Annotated in this window: 19 protein-coding genes; 9 read left to right on the forward strand and 10 right to left on the reverse strand. The window is 61.3% G+C overall.

The window, feature by feature from the left end; all coding sequences use genetic code 11:
* Positions 1 to 102: 102 nt before the first annotated feature.
* A complete protein-coding gene (locus DFO46_RS23745) occupies positions 103 to 354 on the reverse strand; it encodes a hypothetical protein (protein WP_147412744.1) in 252 nt (83 codons plus the stop codon).
* A gap of 64 nt (positions 355 to 418) precedes the next feature.
* Between DFO46_RS23745 and DFO46_RS06710 the strand changes: the two genes are divergently transcribed.
* From DFO46_RS06710 to DFO46_RS06750, 9 genes are all read left to right on the forward strand, one after another.
* Positions 419 to 1,654, forward strand: coding sequence for an ABC transporter substrate-binding protein (locus tag DFO46_RS06710; RefSeq protein ID WP_110790553.1), 1,236 nt, complete (start codon positions 419 to 421; stop codon positions 1,652 to 1,654).
* Between the two features lie 165 nt (positions 1,655 to 1,819).
* Positions 1,820 to 2,722 (forward strand): sugar ABC transporter permease, encoded by a 903-nt coding sequence (locus DFO46_RS06715; RefSeq protein WP_110790552.1) that lies wholly within the window; start codon positions 1,820 to 1,822, stop codon positions 2,720 to 2,722.
* Entirely contained in the window at positions 2,715 to 3,659 is a 945-nt protein-coding gene (locus DFO46_RS06720) for a carbohydrate ABC transporter permease (protein WP_110790551.1), read from the forward strand. Before DFO46_RS06715 ends, DFO46_RS06720 begins: the two co-directional genes overlap by 8 nt.
* A 4-nt stretch (positions 3,660 to 3,663) precedes the next feature.
* A complete protein-coding gene (locus tag DFO46_RS06725; protein WP_110790550.1) occupies positions 3,664 to 4,752 on the forward strand; it encodes an ABC transporter ATP-binding protein in 1,089 nt (362 codons plus the stop codon).
* Between the two features lie 60 nt (positions 4,753 to 4,812).
* On the forward strand, positions 4,813 to 7,272 hold the full coding sequence (locus tag DFO46_RS06730) for a glycoside hydrolase family 2 protein (RefSeq protein WP_120276765.1): 2,460 nt from the start codon (positions 4,813 to 4,815) through the stop codon (positions 7,270 to 7,272).
* A 61-nt stretch (positions 7,273 to 7,333) separates the two neighbouring features.
* Positions 7,334 to 8,095 (forward strand): sugar phosphate isomerase/epimerase, encoded by a 762-nt coding sequence (locus DFO46_RS06735; RefSeq protein ID WP_120276766.1) that lies wholly within the window; start codon positions 7,334 to 7,336, stop codon positions 8,093 to 8,095.
* A 27-nt stretch (positions 8,096 to 8,122) separates the two neighbouring features.
* Positions 8,123 to 9,256 carry a Gfo/Idh/MocA family oxidoreductase gene (locus tag DFO46_RS06740; protein ID WP_120276767.1) on the forward strand — a complete coding sequence of 378 codons (1,134 nt, stop codon included), beginning with the start codon at positions 8,123 to 8,125 and terminating at the stop codon, positions 9,254 to 9,256.
* Positions 9,257 to 9,422: 166 nt separating this feature from the next.
* Positions 9,423 to 10,475, forward strand: a complete 1,053-nt coding sequence (gene mgrA / locus DFO46_RS06745; RefSeq protein WP_120276768.1) for an L-glyceraldehyde 3-phosphate reductase — start codon at positions 9,423 to 9,425, stop codon at positions 10,473 to 10,475.
* A gap of 201 nt (positions 10,476 to 10,676) precedes the next feature.
* A complete protein-coding gene (locus DFO46_RS06750) occupies positions 10,677 to 12,284 on the forward strand; it encodes a glycoside hydrolase family 43 protein (RefSeq protein ID WP_120276769.1) in 1,608 nt (535 codons plus the stop codon).
* Between the two features lie 140 nt (positions 12,285 to 12,424).
* Here DFO46_RS06750 and fghA read toward each other — a convergent pair whose 3' ends face one another.
* From fghA to DFO46_RS06795, 9 genes are all read right to left on the reverse strand, one after another.
* Positions 12,425 to 13,258 (reverse strand): S-formylglutathione hydrolase, encoded by an 834-nt coding sequence (gene fghA / locus DFO46_RS06755; RefSeq protein ID WP_120276770.1) that lies wholly within the window; start codon positions 13,256 to 13,258, stop codon positions 12,425 to 12,427.
* 27 nt (positions 13,259 to 13,285) lie between these two features.
* The gene (locus DFO46_RS06760) at positions 13,286 to 13,933 is read right to left on the reverse strand and encodes a DUF1345 domain-containing protein (protein ID WP_120276771.1); all 648 of its coding nucleotides are present in this window, start codon (positions 13,931 to 13,933) and stop codon (positions 13,286 to 13,288) included.
* A gap of 42 nt (positions 13,934 to 13,975) precedes the next feature.
* Positions 13,976 to 14,422, reverse strand: a complete 447-nt coding sequence (locus tag DFO46_RS06765) for a YaiI/YqxD family protein (RefSeq protein WP_120276772.1) — start codon at positions 14,420 to 14,422, stop codon at positions 13,976 to 13,978.
* A gap of 4 nt (positions 14,423 to 14,426) precedes the next feature.
* Positions 14,427 to 14,726, reverse strand: a complete 300-nt coding sequence (locus tag DFO46_RS06770; protein WP_110790540.1) for a type II toxin-antitoxin system RelE/ParE family toxin — start codon at positions 14,724 to 14,726, stop codon at positions 14,427 to 14,429.
* Positions 14,727 to 14,729: 3 nt separating this feature from the next.
* The gene (locus tag DFO46_RS06775) at positions 14,730 to 14,981 is read right to left on the reverse strand and encodes a type II toxin-antitoxin system ParD family antitoxin (RefSeq protein WP_110790539.1); all 252 of its coding nucleotides are present in this window, start codon (positions 14,979 to 14,981) and stop codon (positions 14,730 to 14,732) included.
* 77 nt (positions 14,982 to 15,058) lie between these two features.
* Positions 15,059 to 15,511, reverse strand: coding sequence for a GNAT family N-acetyltransferase (locus DFO46_RS06780; protein ID WP_183041852.1), 453 nt, complete (start codon positions 15,509 to 15,511; stop codon positions 15,059 to 15,061).
* The gene (locus DFO46_RS06785; protein WP_110790537.1) at positions 15,511 to 16,638 is read right to left on the reverse strand and encodes an S-(hydroxymethyl)glutathione dehydrogenase/class III alcohol dehydrogenase; all 1,128 of its coding nucleotides are present in this window, start codon (positions 16,636 to 16,638) and stop codon (positions 15,511 to 15,513) included. The genes DFO46_RS06780 and DFO46_RS06785 overlap by 1 nt, the downstream gene beginning before the upstream one ends.
* A gap of 105 nt (positions 16,639 to 16,743) precedes the next feature.
* Complete coding sequence (locus DFO46_RS06790; RefSeq protein WP_120276774.1) at positions 16,744 to 17,367, reverse strand: GNAT family N-acetyltransferase; 624 nt, start codon at positions 17,365 to 17,367, stop codon at positions 16,744 to 16,746.
* Between the two features lie 55 nt (positions 17,368 to 17,422).
* Positions 17,423 to 18,694 carry a hypothetical protein gene (locus tag DFO46_RS06795; RefSeq protein ID WP_120276775.1) on the reverse strand — a complete coding sequence of 424 codons (1,272 nt, stop codon included), beginning with the start codon at positions 18,692 to 18,694 and terminating at the stop codon, positions 17,423 to 17,425.
* Positions 18,695 to 18,716 lie beyond the last annotated feature (22 nt).

Below are 18,716 nucleotides of genomic sequence, written 5' to 3' on the forward strand. Positions count from 1 at the left end.
ATAATTGGCTTTTCTCCGACTGCAAACCCGCCGTCCCGGAGCTCCTCCCGAGCGGGCAGAGGAAAAATCTGAAACGATACAGTCGTTTTGTCGAGCCTTTTCTTATGTTGCGCTGCGAACCTGTTCAACCAGAGGTGTGATCTCAATCACCTGTCCAAGGGCATCGGGTTGGGGAATCGCGGTCTGCTGTTGTGCAGCATATTTTTCCGAATTTACGGCCAATTTCTTCTGATAAATGTGAAAAATTTCCATTGCGCTGCAGCAAATCTGACTCTTTTCACGCCGTGCCTTCACGAAGGTCGACGGGCTTGCAGAAGGCCGCGCTGCGGCTAAAGATTTTTTTATCTGTTGCACGGTTGCGCTCCAAAAATCTTTGACATAAGTTTTTCCGGCAACGTTTCAGTGAGGGAGGAGACTCATGAATTACCGTAGCTTCGCGGCAGCTTTGGCCGCAACCGTCGTCATGCCGTTTGCAGCGGCGCAGGCAACCGATCTCGAAGTCACACATTGGTGGACGTCCGGCGGCGAAGCCGCAGCTGTCGCCGAGCTCGCAAAGGCTTTCGACGCCACTGGCAACAAGTGGGTCGACGGCGCCATTGCCGGTTCCGGCGGCACCGCACGTCCGATCATGATCAGCCGCATCACCGGTGGCGATCCGATGGGCGCCACCCAGTTCAACCACGGCCGTCAGGCCGAAGAACTGGTGGAAGCGGGCTTGATGAAAGACCTGACCGCCGTCGCCGAGAAGGAAAAATGGAAGGAGATCATCAAGCCGGCGAGCCTGCTCGACAGCTGCACGATCGACGGCAAGATCTACTGCGCCCCGGTCAACATCCATTCCTGGCAGTGGCTGTGGCTTTCGAACCCGGCCTTTGAAAAGGCTGGCGTGCCCGTGCCGAAGAACTGGGACGAATTCGTCGCAGCCGCTCCGGCTCTCGAGAAGGCCGGCATCATTCCGCTTGCCGTCGGTGGTCAGCCCTGGCAGTCCGCCGGTGCGTTTGACGTGCTGATGGTCGCCATCGCCGGCAAGGATACCTTCTACAAGGTGTTCAAGGACAAGGATGCCGACGCCGCAGCCGGCCCCGAAATCGCCAAGGTCTTCAAGGCGGCCGATGATGCCCGCAAGATGGCCAAGGGCTCGAACGTGCAGGACTGGAACCAGGCCACCAACCTCGTGATCACCGGCAAGGCTGCCGGCCAGATCATGGGTGACTGGGCGCAGGGTGAATTCGCGCTCGCCGGCCAGACTGCCGGCAAGGACTACACCTGCCTTCCAGGTCTCGGTGTGAACGAGATCATCTCGACCGGTGGTGATGCCTTCTATTTCCCCGTCCTGAAGGACGAGGCAAAGTCGGCCGCACAGGACGTTCTCGCCGCCACGCTTCTGGCGCCGGCAACGCAGGTCGCCTTCAACCTGAAGAAGGGTTCGCTTCCGGTTCGTGGCGACGTCGATCTGGCAGCTGCCAATGACTGCATGAAGAAGGGTCTCGACATCCTCGCCAAGGGGAACGTGATCGAGGGAACGGACCAGCTGCTCTCGGCCGATAGCCAGAAGCAGAAGGAAGACCTGTTCTCCGAGTTCTTCGCCAATACGTCCATGACCGTCGAGGATGCGCAGAAGCGCTTCGTCGACATCATCGCTTCCGCCGACTGATCGCGGGTGATGTGACCGGCCAGGGGTGACCCTGGCCGGTCATTGGCCATTATCGACCGGGTGGGGCGCTAAAGCCCGTCCGCCGGCTGTGTGCGGGATGCGTGTGCGTGTCAGCGTGACGGCCTTGGTGCGATCGCCCGTGTCCAGGACGAGGAGGACTGACCCATGGCGAGCACGTCGCATGCCGGTCGACCCAGCAAATTGTTTCGCAATCTCAATGCCAAGATTGCTTCCATTCCGATGGTTCTGACCGCGCTGGTCATTTTCCTCGGAGGTACCATCTGGACGGTGGTTTATTCCTTCACCAATTCGAAGCTCCTGCCGCGGCTGAAGTTCGTCGGCTTCGATCAGTATGATCGTCTCTGGGATGCCCCTCGCTGGGTCATGTCGATCCAGAATCTGGCGATCTACGGCATTCTGTCGCTGATCTTCAGTCTGGTGATCGGCTTCGTGCTCGCCGCCCTGATGGACCAGAAGATCCGCTTCGAGAATGCGTTCCGCACGATCTTCCTCTATCCCTTTGCGCTCTCCTTCATCGTCACCGGCCTCGTCTGGCAATGGATCCTCAACCCGGATTTCGGGGTGCAGTCGATCGTCCGGTCGCTGGGCTGGGAGACCTTCACCTTCAATCCGCTCTATAATTCCGACATCGTCATATACGGCATCCTGATCGCCGGGCTGTGGCAGGGCACGGGTCTCGTGATGTGTCTGCTGCTCGCAGGTCTGCGTGGCATCGACGAGGATATCTGGAAGGCCGCGCGCGTCGACGGCATCCCGATGTGGAAAACCTATCTCTTCATCATCATTCCGATGATGCGGCCGGTCTTCATCACGACCCTCGTCATCATCACCTCGGGCATTGTCCGCCTCTATGACCTCGTCGTCGCCCAGACCAGCGGCGGCCCTGGCATCGCCTCCGAAGTGCCGGCCAAATATGTCTATGACTACATGTTCCAGGCGCAGAACCTCGGCCAGGGCTTTGCCGCCTCCACCATGATGCTGCTGACGGTTGCCATCGTCATCATTCCCTGGGCCTATCTCGAATTCGGAGGAAAGAAGCGTGGCTAATCCCGGTTCCCTCAACACCGCCGCCGCCGGTTTCGATGCCGTTTCCGATCGCATGGGCACAGGTCCGCGTGGCGCCAAGCCGAAGCGCACCTTTTCCGGTCGCAACATCATGCTCTACGGATCGCTGATCTTCTTTGCGATCTACTACCTGATCCCGCTCTACGTGATGATCGTGACGTCGCTGAAGGGCATGCCGGAAATCCGCCTCGGCAACATCTTCTCGCCGCCCGTCGAAATCACCTTCGAGCCCTGGGTCAAGGCCTGGGCCACCGCCTGCACCGGCCTCAATTGCGATGGCCTGTCGCGCGGCTTCTGGAATTCGGTGCGCATCACCGTGCCCTCGACGCTGATCTCGATCCTGATCGCCTCGGTCAATGGTTATGCGCTCGCCAACTGGCGCTTCAAGGGGGCGGAACTCTTCTTCACCATCCTGATCATCGGCGCCTTCATTCCCTATCAGGTGATGATCTACCCGATCGTCATCGTGCTGCGCGAACTCGGCATCTACGGCACCCTAACCGGCCTTGTCATCGTGCACACCATCTTCGGTATGCCGATCCTGACGCTGCTGTTCCGCAACTACTTTACCTCGCTGCCGGAAGAGCTTTTCAAGGCAGCCCGCATCGACGGGGCAGGGTTCTGGCAGATTTACCTCCGGATCATGCTGCCGATGTCGCTGCCGATCTTCGTCGTCGCGATGATCCTGCAGATTACGGGGATCTGGAACGACTTCCTGTTCGGCGTCGTCTTCACGAGGCCCGAATATTACCCGATGACCGTGCAGCTCAACAATATCGTCAATTCGGTTCAGGGCGTGAAGGAATACAACGTCAACATGGCCGCAACGTTGCTCACCGGTGCCGTGCCGCTCATCGTCTACTTCATTTCCGGACGCCTGTTCGTCCGGGGCATCGCCGCCGGCGCAGTCAAGGGTTAAGCTCATGTCGCACAGTGTATCGATCAAGGACCTCTCGTTGAGCTTCGGCGCCGTCAAGGTGCTGGAAAACCTCAATCTCGACATTGCCGAAGGGGAGTTTCTCGTCCTGCTCGGCTCGTCCGGCTGCGGCAAGTCCACGCTTCTCAACTGCATTGCCGGTCTGCTAGAGCCGACAGACGGACAGATCTTCATCAAGGGCAAGAACGTCACCTGGGAAGAGCCCAAGGACCGCGGCATCGGCATGGTCTTCCAGTCCTATGCGCTTTACCCGCAGATGACGGTTAAGAAGAACCTGTCCTTCGGCCTGCAGGTCGCCAAGATGCCGAAGGACGAAATCGAAAAGCGTGTGCAGCGCGCCGCCGACATCCTGCAGATTGGTCCGCTGCTCGACCGCAAGCCCTCGGCGCTCTCGGGTGGCCAGCGCCAGCGCGTCGCGATCGGCCGTGCGCTGGTCCGTGACGTCGATGTCTTCCTGTTCGACGAGCCGCTGTCCAACCTCGATGCCAAACTGCGCTCGGAACTGCGCGTCGAAATCAAGCGCTTGCATCACAACCTCAAGAACACGATGATCTACGTCACGCATGACCAGATCGAGGCGCTGACACTGGCCGATCGCATCGCCATCATGAAAAGCGGTGTCATCCAGCAGCTGGCCGATCCGGGCACGATCTACAACCGACCCAACAACCTCTTTGTCGCCGGCTTTATCGGCTCACCCTCGATGAACTTCCTGCATGGCGAACTGATCAACGAGGGCGGACAGGTGTATTTCCGCACCCATGACGTGCTGTTCTCGTTGAACGGTTATGTCTCGGAAGAGCCGCTGGTCGGCGGACGCAAGGTCATCCTGGGTGTCCGGCCGGAGCATATCAGGGTCGATGAGGAAAACGGCATCACCGAGCTTCACGAGGCGACCGTCGATATCGAGGAGCCGATGGGCGCCGACAACCTGCTCTGGCTGAAACATGCCGGTCATACGCTGTCCGTGCGGATTGGCGGGACCCGCCGCTATGCGCCCGGCGCCAAGGTTCGCCTCGGCTTCGACATGAGCGTGGCCTCGCTGTTCGACGCCAAGACCGAAGAGCGCATCTGACGATCTCCCCACGTCCCGGCCTTGGCCGGGGCGTCTTTTTCTTCTGCAAGGACGACTGGAATGGACTCGACGGCAAGCGGCGGCCTCATCAATCTTCACGGCGAATGGCAGCTTTCGTCTGCGGATGGCGAACACGGAGTGGCCATGGCCGTTCCCGGCGACGTGCATTCGGCGCTCGCGGCGGCCGGCGTCATTCCCGATCCCTATTTCGGACGCAACGAGGATGTCGTTCAATGGGTTGCCGAGCGCGAGTGGTCGCTGGAGCGCCGGTTTGCGCTGTCGGACGTCTCCGGTGACTGGTATCTCGACATCGACTATCTCGACACGGTCGCCGTTGTCTTCATCAACGACGTGCCGGTGCTGTCTGCCGACAATTGTTTCCGCCGTTATCGCCCTGATGTAACCCAGGCCTTGCTGCCGGGTGAAAACACGATCCGCATCCACTTTCATTCCAACATCACGGCCGGGGCTGAGCGTCAGGCGCGGCAGCCCTTCTACATCCCCTATTCGACCGGTAATTGCCCGATCCCGAACGGCAATATGCTGCGCAAGCCGCAATGCCATTTCGGCTGGGACTGGAACATCGCCATCGCTCCCTTCGGTGTCTATGGCACGCTGTCGCTGAAGAAACTCGACCCGGCGCGTATCGAGCATGTGGAGAGCGAACAGGTCCATCATGCCGATGGCCACGTGGAGCTCAAAGTTGCCGCTACCATCTACGCGGCCGAGCCCGCCGTCGTGGCCGTGCATTTTGCTCTCGACGACGAGCGCGTGCGCCTCGATGTCGGCATTTCGGCCGGTGAGACCAAGGTGGTGCATGTTTTCGAAATCGAAAACCCGCGCCTCTGGTGGCCATCGGGCTCCGGCGAACAGGCGCTGTACACGCTGACTGTCGACCTGCCGGGCGAAACCGTCACGCGCCAGATCGGACTGCGCACCGTCGAACTCCTGACCGATCCGGATGAAGCGGGCAGCCGCTTCGCGCTCAAGGTCAATGGCCGCGAGATCTTCTGCCGCGGTGCCAACTGGATCCCGGCCGATGCGCTGTTTTCGCGTTCGTCCGAGGAGAAGACCACCGACCTCCTGAACTCGGCCGTCGCCGCGCATATGAACATGATCCGCATCTGGGGCGGTGGCTTCTACGAGGCCGACTGGTTCTACGATCTCTGCGACCGGCTCGGCCTGATGGTCTGGCAGGACTTCATGTTCGCCTGCAACCTTTACCCTTGCACCGAGGACTTCCTCGACAACGTCGCCCACGAGGTCGAATACCAGGTCAAGCGCCTCTCCAGCCACGCCTCGATCGTCATCTGGTGCGGCGACAACGAGCTTGTCGGCGCGCTCACCTGGTTTCCCGAATCCCGCGACAACCGCGACCGTTACCTCGTCGCCTATGACCGGCTCAACCGCACCATTGAGCAGGGGGTCAAGAAAACCTTTCCGCAGGGCATCTGGTGGCCGTCGAGCCCGGCCTCCGGCTATCTCGACTACGGCGATGCCTGGCATGCCGACGGTTCCGGCGACATGCATTACTGGTCGGTCTGGCACGAGAACAAGAGTTTCGATAATTACCGAACTGTCAAACCACGCTTCTGCTCGGAATTCGGTTTCCAGTCCTATACCTCGCTGCCTGTCATCGAGAGCTTTGCCGACAAGGCCGAGATGAACATCGCCTCGCCGGTGATCGAGCTGCACCAGAAGAATGCCGGCGGCAACGAGCGCATTGCGGGCACCATGTTCCGCTATTTCCGCTTCCCCAAGGATTTTGCCAATTTCGTCTATCTGAGCCAGATCCAGCAGGGCCTCGCTATCAAGACGGCTGTCGAATACTGGCGGTCGCTGAAACCGCATTGCATGGGTACAATCTACTGGCAGCTCAACGACACCTGGCCGGTCGCCTCCTGGTCCAGCCTCGATTACGGCGGCAGCTGGAAGGCCATGCACTACATGGTGCGCCGCTTCTTCCAGCCGGTCGCGGTTGCAGCCATTCCCGCAGAGGACGGCACGAGCATTTCGCTCTCCATGGTCAACGACACGCTGGACGCCGTCACGATCGACGCCAATCTCTTCGTGCTGACGCTGTCGGGCGACCGCATTCCGCTCAAAAGCGTGCAGGGCGATTGTGGCCCTGACGCCGCCGACGTGCTGGTCACGCTCGACGCCAGCGAGATCCCGGCCGACGGACTGCTCGCCTGGAGCTTCATCGCGTCGAATGGCATGAGCGGGGAGGGGCATTTCCTCAATGGCACCTACAAGTCGCTCGATCTTGAACCGTCACGTCTCGAAACCACGGTTGTCCCGACGGTCGACGGAGGTTTCGAGATCACGGTTACGGCCCATGGTTTGGCGCTCTTTGTCATGCTCGAAAGCCAGACCGCCGGCCGTTACTCCGACAACGCCTTCGACCTCTCGGCCGGTGAGAGCCGCCGCATCTATTTCACCCCGGCGGCAGCGCTACCCGCAGGCACCGTGCCGGATTTCCGCATCTACGATCTCTACACCTGCCAGTCGGCGGACTGACAGCCATCATATCTAAGGCCCTGGGCGCCCGATCCAGGACCAAACGAGGAGGAGACTACCCATGACGACGCTCGGCTTCCAGCTCTACAGCGCCCGCAATTTCCAGCCCTTCAGCGGCATCTATCCGAAACTCAAGGCCGCCGGTTACGGTGAGGTCGAAGGTTACGGCGCGCTTTACGCCTCGCTTGCCGATGGCGAACTTGATGCCTTCCGCAAGGAACTCGACCAGAACAGTCTGACCATGCCGACCGCCCATTTCGGCCTCGATATGATCGAGAATGATCCGACCCGCGTCATCAAGATTGCAAAGACGCTCGGCATCGAGGCGGTCTACTGCCCCTATCTGATGCCCGACCAGCGACCGACGGATGCGAGCGGCTGGTTTGCCTTCGGCCAGCGCCTGCAGGCTGCCGGCAAGCCGCTGCGTGATGCCGGGCTGGTCTTCGGCTGGCATAATCACGATTTCGAGTTCGCCGCATTGCCGGATGGTTCGACGCCGCAGGAACAGATCTTCGCCGGCGGTCCCGAGCTCGACTGGGAGGCCGATATCGCCTGGGTCATCCGCGGCAAGGCCGATCCCTTCGCCTGGATCGAAAGCTACGGCAAGCGCATCAGCGCCGTGCATGTCAAGGACATCGCACCGGCGGGGGAAAATACCGATGAAGATGGCTGGGCCGATGTCGGCCATGGCACCGTCGACTGGAAGGGCCTGATTGCGGCGCTGAAGAGCACACGCGTCAAGCATTTCGTCGTCGAGCACGATAATCCCAAGGATATCGACCGGCTGATTAGCCGTTCGATCGCTTCCTTCAACACCTACTAAACCACTCGCAGCAAGCAGGACATTTCCATGGCACGCGAACTCGGCGTCGGCATCATCGGATGCGGCAATATCTCTACCACCTACTTCTCGCTGGCGCCGCTGTTTCGCGGTTTGAAGGTCGTCGCCTGCGCAGATATCAACATGAATGCGGCGCAGCTGCGCGCCGAGGAATATGGCGTCAAGGCGCAGACGATCGACGAGTTGCTCGCCAATGACGAGGTCGACATCGTCGTCAATCTGACGATCCCGGACGCGCATTATCCGGTCTCCAAGCGCATCCTGGAAGCGGGCAAACACGTCTATTCGGAAAAGCCGCTGGTTCTCTCGCTCGAACAGGGCGAAGACCTGCGTGCCATCGCCAAGGCCAAGGGGCTGTCGGTCGGCTGCGCGCCGGACACCTTTCTCGGCGGCGCCCATCAGCTGGCGCGTGCCTATATCGACAAGGGCGGCATCGGCCGCGTGACATCAGGCACCTGCCACGTGATGAGCCCCGGCATGGAGATGTGGCATCCAAACCCGGACTTCTTCTTCCTTCCCGGCGGCGGCCCGATCCTTGATCTCGGCCCCTATTACATCGCCAACCTGATCAATCTGATCGGTCCGGTGAAGCGGGTTGCGGCTTTGACCTCGATGGCCAACGAGACACGCACGATCACCAGCCAGCCGCGCAGTGGGGAGGTGATCCCGGTCAAGACACCGACCAACATCCATGCGCTTCTCGAATTCCAGAACGGTGCGACCATTACGCTATCCGCCAGCTGGGATGTCTGGAGCCATCGCCACGCCAATACCGAACTCTACGGCACCGAAGGCTCGCTCTACGTGCCCGATCCGAACTTCTTCGGCGGCGTCGTGGAGGCCTCCGGCCGCAACAAGGATATCCAGCCGCTCGAAGCCTGGGATCATCCCTTCGGCATCAACAACCAGGAAAGCCCGCAGGGACCGCGCGCCAACTACCGCACGGCCGGCCTTGCCGACATGGCGGTCGCGATCCTCGAAGGTCGCGATGCCCGCTGCTCGCTCGATCGCACCCTGCACGGCGTCGATGTGATGGTGTCGATCCTCAAGTCCGGCGAGACGGGTGAATTCGTGACATTGTCGACAACCTGCACCCAACCGGCGGCTCTGGGTATCGACGAAGCGCAGGCAATGCTTAGATAAGGTTCGTGTCTTAGCCCCTCATCCGGCTGCCGCCACCTTCTCCCCGCAGGCGGGGAGAAGGCCGGTGTGGCCGGCGTTTTGCTCCTTCTCCCCGCTTGCGGGGAGAAGGTCCCGGCAGGGGGATGAGGGGCAAGTATGAAGCGTCTGCATCTGGGAGAAACCATCCATGACCTATACCCCCGCCGAAAACCGCTATGAGCGGATGACCTACAATCGCTGCGGCAAGAGCGGGCTGAAGCTGCCGGCGATTTCGCTCGGCCTCTGGCACAATTTCGGCAATGACACGCCGCATGCCACCAAGCAGGCGATCTGCCGGAAGGCCTTCGACCTCGGCATCACCCATTTCGATCTCGCCAACAATTATGGGCCGCCGGCCGGCTCTGCCGAGGAAGCCTTTGGCGAGATCCTCAAGACCGACTTCCATGGGCTTCGTGACGAACTGATCATCTCGTCCAAGGCCGGCTACAACATGTGGCCGGGTCCTTACGGCGAATGGGGCAGCCGCAAATATCTGATCGCCTCCTGCGACCAGAGCCTGAAGCGCATGGGTCTCGATTATGTCGACATCTTCTATTCCCACCGCTTCGATCCCGACACGCCGCTCGAGGAAACCTGCGGCGCGCTCGATCACATCGTACGCTCAGGCAGGGCCCAATATGTCGGCATTTCCTCCTACAATTCGAAGCGCACCCGCGAGGCCCATGCCATCCTCAAAAGCCTGGGCACGCCGCTTCTCATCCACCAGCCCAGCTATTCGATGATCAATCGCTGGATCGAGGAGGACGGACTGATCGACACGCTCGAAGACCTCGGCGTCGGCTCGATCGTCTTTTCGCCGCTGGCGCAGGGCATGCTCACGTCCAAGTATCTGAACGGCATCCCCGAGGGCACGCGTGCGGCGCAGGACAAGTCGCTCGATCCGGGCTTCCTCAACGAGCGCAATATCGAAAACATCCGGGGCCTCAACCGCATCGCCGAGAAGCGCGGCCAGACGCTGGCGCAGATGGCGCTGTCCTGGGTCCTGCGCGGGGGCCATATCACCACCGCTCTGATCGGCGCATCCAAGCCGAGCCAGGTCGAGGATTGCGTCAAGGCGATCGAGACGCCCGATTTCACGGCGGAAGAGCTCGCCGAAATCGACGTCTTCGCCAGGGATGCCGACATCAACCTCTGGGCCGCCTCTGCCGAGCGCAAGGGCCCGCCACGGAAGAAGAAGTAGAAACCCATCTCCCCCCTTGCGGGGGAGAACGGGATTTCAGCAGCTTAGCGTCAGCTAAGTGCTGGAAATCCCAAGAGAGGGGCTTGTTAGTCAGGCAACCCCTCTCCTGAAAAATCTAGGGCTTGAGCCTTCGGCTAAGACCCTGATTTTTCTTCCTCTCCCGCAGGGGGAGAGGCAACTGCGGAGGAGAAACCACACGCCATGATCATCAACCCCATCCTGCCGGGCTTCAATCCGGATCCGTCGATCTGCCGCGTCGGCGACGACTATTACATCGCCACCTCCACCTTCGAATGGTTCCCAGGCGTGCAGATCCATCATTCGCGCGACCTCGTGAACTGGGCGCTCGTCACCCGCCCGCTCAACCGTGCGAGCCAGCTCGACATGCGCGGCAATCCTGACAGCGGTGGCGTCTGGGCGCCGTGCCTCTCCTATGCCGATGGCCTCTTCTGGCTCGTCTATACCGACGTCAAACGCTTCGACGGCTCGTTCAAAGACGCGCACAACTACATCGTCACGGCGCCTTCGATCGAGGGCCCCTGGTCCGATCCGATCTATGTCAATTCCTCCGGCTTCGACCCCTCGCTCTTCCATGATGACGACGGGCGAAAGTGGTTCCTCAACATGCAGTGGAACCACCGTCCCGAAGCGCGCAACACCATCGGCCATGCCAAGTTCGACGGCATTCTCCTGCAGGAATGGGATCCGAAGACGCAAAGACTTACCGGCCCGATCAAGAACATTTTCGAAGGCAGCAGGCAGGGGCTGGTAGAGGGGCCGCATGTCTTCAAGCGCAACGGCTGGTATTATCTCACCACTGCGGAGGGCGGCACAGGCTACGACCATGTCGTGACCATGGCACGGTCGCGGTCGATCGACGGTCCCTACGAGATGCATCCGAACACGCATCTCATCACCTCCAAGGACAATCCGGAGGCTGTGCTGCAACGCGCCGGTCACGGGCAATATGTCGAGACACCCGACGGCCAATTCTACCACACCCATCTCTGCGGCCGACCCATGCCGCCGAAGCGCCGCTGCACGCTCGGCCGCGAAACCGGCCTGCAGAAATGCGTCTGGAAGGACGATGGCTGGCTCTATCTCGAACAGGGTGGCGTCGTACCATCCGTCGAGGTGCCGGCGCCCAGTGGTGCGATCAAGCGCGCGGAACCCGTCGAGATCGTCAGGACCTTCGATAGTCCCGACTTACCATCCGAATTCCAGTGGCTGCGCACGCCGCAGCCCGAGCGCCTGTTCAGCCTGACCGAGCGGGCAGGGCGCCTGCGCCTCTTCGGTCGCGAAAGCATCGGTTCCTGGTTCGAACAGTCGCTGGTCGCCCGCCGCCAGGAACATCACCGCTTCCGTGCCGAGACGCGGCTGGAATTCTCGCCGGAAACCTATCAGCAGGTCGCGGGTCTGACCCACTACTACAACCGCTACAAGTTCCACGCGCTCGGAATCTCCACGGATGAAAAGCTGGGCCGCTCGCTGATCATTCTGTCCTGCCCGGGCATTTATCCCTCCGGCGATCTCACCTTTCCTGTTGGCATGGGCCAATCGATCCCGGTGGGTCCGATCGATCTTGCCATGGAGATCACCGACAACGACCTGCAATTCTTCTGGCGGGCCGCAGGCGAAGGCGCATGGCAGGCCATCGGCCCCGTCCTCGATGCTGGCGTCGTCTCCGACGAAGGCGGCTTCGGCGAACACGGCTCCTTCACCGGCGCCTTCGCCGGCATGTTCTGCTTCGACATCACGGGCCAGGGCCGAGCGGCTGATTTCGAGCGGTTCGTCTATCGGCGGGGGTGACGTGCGCAGGCGTTTCCGTCGTCATCCTCGGCCTGCGTGCCGAGGATCTGCTGACGTCTCAGGCCATTCGACGGTCGCGGATGCGCGGGACATCCTCGGGTTTAACCCGAGGATGAGCATGACGGCGTCACACCGAGCGCTCACCTCAGCCGCGCCGCATGCCACTTCAAATGATCCTCCATGAAGGTCGAGATGAAGTAGTAGGAGTGGTCGTAACGCTCATGCATCCTGAGCGTCAGGCTGATGTCCGTGCCCTTCACCGCCTCTTCGAACTTCCAAGGGGTGAGGCCGGTTTCGAGAAAACTGTCGGCCTTGCCCTGATCGATCAGGAACTCCGGGAAGCGTGCCCCATCCTCGACCAGCGCGCATGCGTCGTATTCGCGCCATTTCGTCCGGTCAGCGCCGAGATATTTCTCGAACGCATCCTGCGTCCAGTCGGCTGTCAGCGGGTTGACGATCGGGGCAAAGGCCGAGCAGCTCTTGAAGTGCTGCGGGTTCTTCAGCGCAATCGTCATCGCGCCATGGCCGCCCATGGAGTGGCCGAAAATGCCCTGGCGGTCCATGTCGGCGCGAAACTGTTCGGCGATCAGGTCCGGCAGCTCTTCCGTGATGTAGGAATACATCTGGAAATGCTCTGCCCAGGGCTTTTCGGTGGCATTCAGATACATGCCGGCACCCTTGCCCATCTTCCAGTTGGTCAGTTCGTCCGGCACGTCATTGCCGCGTGGGCTGGTATCCGGGCAAACCACGATCAGGCCGAGTTCGGCGGCCAAACGGCGGTATTCGCCCTTCTCCATCACATTGGCATGGCTGCAGGTGAGCCCTGAGAGATACCAGAGCACCGGCCGCTTCTCGGTGATTGCCTGGGGCGGCACGAAGACGGCGAAGGTCATCTCGGTGCCGGTCGCTTGCGACTGGTGCGAGAAGACGCCCTGCATGCCGCCAAAGGCGGTGTTCTGGGAAAGGATGTTCATGGAAAGCTTCCTTGTCTTGGGAATGGGTCAGCCGGCCAGCGATACGGCTGCATTGACGGCGGCGGCCACCAGCACTGTGTTGAAGAAATAGGAGGTCGTCGCGTGCACGAGGTTCAGCTTGCGCATCGAGGTCGAGGTGATCACGACGTCGGAGGTCTGTGCCGTCATGCCGATGACCAGCGAAAAGTAGAGAAAGTCGTGGCCACAGGGCTCGGGCGTCTGCGGAAATTCCAGGCCGCCGCGATGGGCCGCCGGCGTGCGGCGATGCGGTCGCCAATAGACATGGGCGTAATGCATGGCCGCCATGGTGTGGATCGTCAACCAGCCGAGCACCACGGCTGCGACCGCCAGAGCCAGTTCCGATATGCCGGGCTTCTCCGCGCGATTGAGCGCCAGGAACAGCGCCCCGATCGCCGCTACGATCGCGAGCGTGGTCACACCGAGAATGACGAAGGCCGGTGCATCGGCCACGTCGGCCCGCTGTTTCAGATAGGCGGGCGTGAGCCGCCGCAGCCTCAGGAAGGACAGCGCCAGATAAACCGTAAAGAAGAGGATCGCCGGCAATTCGATCGTCACCGATGGTTCATAGACCAAGACGAAGGGCAAGGCGGCGAGTGCCACGGCGCCGGCCACCATAAAGGAGCGGTAGCGATGATCGAGAACGGAATTCATCATGTTTTCAAAGCGCCACGCTGCCGGCCCGTCTGGGGATAGGGTCTACTTCTTGATCCGGCGGCAGAGCCTGTCAAGCGTTTCCAGGAAAGCCGAGCGGTCACGCGGCGAGAAGGCGGCGTTATAGCCCTTGCTCTCGCCGGTCTCGCGCAAGTGGGCTCCGAGATCGCGCATGGCGGTTGCCATGCCGATATTGGCCTTGTCGAAGACCCGCCCCGTCGGCCCAGTCACCTGTGCACCAGCGGCCACACAGCGACCGGCCAGCGGCACGTCCGCCGTCACCACGATATCGCCTTCGCCGCACCTCCCGGCAATCCAGTCGTCGGCGGCGTCAAAAGCGCCGGAGACGATGACGTTCTTCACCATCGGATCGCGCGAGGGACGCAAACCCGAATTGGCAACAAAGGTCACCGGCAGGTCATGCCGCTCGGCGACCTTCAGGATTTCCGGCTTCACCGGGCAGGCATCGGCATCGACATAGATTTCGGGCATGGGATCAGTCGTCAAAGAATCTGCGATAGTCTCGCGCCGCATGCAGGAGACGGATGAGTTCGATGCCGTCACCGGTGTCGAGCGGCTGGTAGATAATCAGGTATCGGCGGAAGGGGAAGAGGCGCATGGACGGATAGCGGTTGAATCGCCTGCTCCCGAGATGCGGACGCTCAGCCAGCAACCGGCAGCAGTCCTCAAGTTCGGATAGAAGGCGATCGGCTGCGTGTTCGTTATCAGATGCGATGAAAGCCCAGGTGGCATAAAGGTCCTCGACGAAGAGTGGCCGCCGTAGGATCAGAGCCATGGCTTACCGCCGCTTCCGAAATGCTGCGATCAGATCTTCGGCAGATTCCATCGCAACTGCGGGACCACTTTCGAGTCCGCGAGCCGCTTCGTGTTCCAGATCAGAGAGAAACTGGGCACCGTCCGCCTCGCGTTGTTCAAGCAGGTCAAGGCTGTAGCCGATGACATCGGTCGTTGAACTGAAACGACCCGATTGGACCAGTCGCTTAACCAGGGCTGCTTGTCTATCATCCAACACAATTCGGTCATGCTTCATGGCATCAACTCCTGGCGGTGGGGCAAGTGTAGCAGGTTTTGCCGCCACCAGCCACAGAGCTGGATCCCGGCGTAAACCTATCCCCGCCTGAGCATATCCACATGCGGAATATCATCCTCCAGATATTCCTCCGAGATTACCTCAAACCCGAGCGACCCGTAGAACTTCTGCAGATGGCTTTGCGCCGAGATCTCGATCGGCTCGCCGGGATAGCGCTTCTCGACCTCGGAAATCGCCTCGCGCATCAGGGCTTCGCCCAGTCGCTTGCCTCGGTGGTTCGGGGACACCGCGACACGGCCGATGCGCGGATGATGCTCCGGCTTCGGGCGGCAGAGTCGGGCGCAGGCCAGCAGGTCATCGCCATCCAGCAGCCTCAGATGCAGGCAGTCGATATCGTTGCCATCCAGCTCCGGATACGGGCAGTGCTGCTCGACGACAAAGACGTCGACGCGCAGCTTCAGCATGGCATAGAGGTCGACGGCGGAGAACGCGTCCATCCTTCGCACGTCGACCGTGTAAGGCACAGACATCAATAGACCACGACGCCGCGGATCGATTCGCCCTTGTGCATCAGCTCAAAGCCCTTGTTGATGTCTTCGAGCGGCATGGTGTGGGTGATCATCGGGTCGATCTGGATCTTGCCTTCCATGTACCAGTCGACGATCTTCGGCACGTCGGTGCGGCCGCGCGCGCCGCCAAAGGCGGTGCCCATCCAGTTGCGGCCGGTGACCAGCTGGAAGGGACGGGTGGAGATCTCCTGGCCGGCACCGGCGACGCCGATGATGACGGACTTGCCCCAGCCGCGATGCGAGCTTTCGAGCGCCTGGCGCATCACCTTGGTATTGCCGGTGCAGTCGAAGGTGTAATCGGCGCCGCCGATCAGGTCGTTGCCGCGCTTGGTCAGGTTGACGAGATAGGGCACGATGTCGTCACCGACTTCCTTCGGATTGACGAAATGCGTCATGCCGAACTTTTCGCCCCAGGCCTTGCGGTCAGGGTTGATGTCGACGCCGATGATCATGTCGGCACCGGCAAGCCGCAGCCCCTGCAACACGTTCAGACCAATGCCGCCGAGGCCGAAGACGATGGCCGTCGAGCCGATTTCAACCTTGGCCGTGTTGATGACGGCACCGATGCCGGTCGTGACACCGCAGCCGATGTAGCAGATCTTGTCGAAAGGCGCGTCGGGGTTGACCTTGGCGACGGCTATCTCCGGCAGAACGGTGAAGTTCGAGAAGGTCGAGCAGCCCATGTAATGGTGGATCTTGTCCTTGCCGATCGAGAATCGGCTCGTCCCATCCGGCATCACGCCCTGGCCCTGGGTTGATCGAATCGAGGTGCAGAGATTGGTCTTGCGCGAGGTGCAGGAATAACATTCGCGGCATTCCGGCGTGTAGAGCGGAATGACATGGTCGCCCTTCTTCACCGAGGTGACGCCAGGGCCGACATCGACCACGATACCCGCACCCTCATGACCGAGGATTGCCGGAAAGAGGCCTTCCGGATCGGCGCCCGAGAGGGTGAAATCATCCGTGTGACAGATGCCTGTGGCCTTTACCTCGATCAGCACTTCGCCCGCGCGCGGGCCCTCCAGCTGTACGGTCATGACTTCCAGCGGCTTGCCAGCCTGGGTGGCAACAGCGGCGCGAACGTCCATGGTGTTTCTCCCTGTTTGATTTGTCGACACAGAGTCTTGCACGGCCATGCTCCCAGGCTCAAGGGGGCAGGCCGGCTTTTGTTAATAGTCTGATTTTTCAGCCTTTCAGCCGGGTCTCGTTTCAATGAGGGGTACGTGTCTGGCCGCATCGCGGCGCATCTTGCCCGTCAGGCGCGGGTCTTCGGTCACCTCGACGAAGGTGGCGTAAGGGGTAAAGCCGGAGCGACGGTAGAAGTCGATCGCGGCCGGATGGTCGAAGTGGCAGGTGTGCAGCCACAAACGGGTGATCGGCTTTTCCCAGGCTTTTGCCAGTGCCTGGTTCATCAGCCAGCGACCGGCCCCTTTTCCGATCGCCTCCGGCACGAGGCCAAAGAAGACCAGTTCGCATTCGCCCTGGTTGCTGAAATCCAGTTCCAGGAGGCCGGCGGGGCGTCCATGCTTGCAGGCGGCGTAGATTTCCCGGCCCGGCTCGTTCAGTTTGCTTCGCAATGCGTCGTCGCTCATCAGCAGACGCGAGACCCACATCCAGTCTTCGCCGACCGCGCGATACAGGTCGCGATAGGTATTGAGTGCGACGTCGGTCCAGCGCACCAGCGTCATGTCCGGTGGCCCTGATGTTTCGGACAGAGTCGGCGGCGCGCGCATGTCGAGGCAGGTCACGACATTGGCGATGGTGCCGGGGGGCAGGGCGGAGTAGCCGAGCGGCAGGGGAGGATTTTCACTGTGCATGCCCCATAGGACCGGGACCGCGCTGGCCTGTCAAGCCTTTGTCATCGCTCATGGATCAGCCGAACAGGCGCTCGCAGGCATAGATCACCGCATAGGCGTGCATGGCAAGCGCCGCATAGTAGCCGAAGCCGGTCATCAGCCGCTCTGCCGGCGTCATGGGCACCAGTTCGTCCCTGGGTTTGGCGCCCTTCGTTCTGATGAGGCTGAGCAGCGTGAAGACGACAAGTCCGATGACCAGGGTCGAGGGCGGCAGCCCGATCCGCCAGCCGGTCCACAAGATCACGCCAGTGACGCCGAAGCTCGCCAGCGCCAGCATGGTCTGGTTCTCGAAGACCTGGCGCAGAACCTGACCGCCGTCGAAGCGATATGTGGGCAGGAGGTTCAGCAGGTTGAAAGCGCCGAGAATGACCAGGAAAACGAGGATCGGCCCTTCCGTCCCGGCCGCATGGGGCAATCCGAGGACCGATTGGTGTGCTGCCACGAGGACCGGGACGAGGAAGCCGGAGACGCCGGCGCCCATGAGCGCGCAGGTCGCCACCTCGAACAGCGTGTTATAAGGCCGGCCGCCGACGGCAACGCCTCCAAGAAGCGGCACGAAGATCATGCGGGCGCTCGGATGGCCGAAGGCGCGATAAGCGATCATGTGACCGAGTTCGTGCAGCACGATGACGAGCGTGAGGAAGGTCGACATCATCAGCCCGGTCATGGTCAGGCCGAAGAAGGGCCAGAGCAGCAGCGTCGAGAGAACGACCAGCAGCGTCTGCCAGAGCGGATGTTCGAGATGCGCGAGCGCCGAACCCTGGCGTCCCTCCACATGGTCGCGCAGGGCCGCCAGTTCCCGGCGCAGCAGCAAATAGCGGAAGAGATAGAAGGCGAGGCCGCGATAGGTATCCGTCTGTTCGACGGTCACCAGACTGCCGGTGGCTGTGCGCTCGACCAGGCGCCTCTCGCTGAACCCGTCCCAGAAGGCCTGATCGAGCGTGCTGTCTGCGACGACCCTGAGCTCACAGGAAAAGCTGCCGCCTGCCGTCATCGAGGCACGGTCGACGGCCATGGTGCGACGGCTCGGACGACCGTGGCGGTCGGGATGGCGATAGGCGAATTCGACGAGGTCTGGATGACCCTCGACAGGGGAGACGGAAATCACGCTTGGATGCCAGGCCGCGAGATCGCCGGCCGGCCGGGTGATGTTCCACACGTCTTCGGCACGTTCACGGATCGTCTGGCGCACACGCAGGGTTCGCCGGCCGAGCGGAGCCGCCATCAGGAGCCAGAGGAGGCCCAGATTGACGGCAAGCAAAAACACTGCGGCCTGGTGCGTCGCCAAATTCCGGTCTCCCGATTGTTTG

The sequence above is a fragment of the Rhizobium sp. AG855 genome, assembly GCF_003610655.1.
In the GTDB taxonomy this organism is placed as follows: domain Bacteria; phylum Pseudomonadota; class Alphaproteobacteria; order Rhizobiales; family Rhizobiaceae; genus Allorhizobium; species Allorhizobium wuzhouense.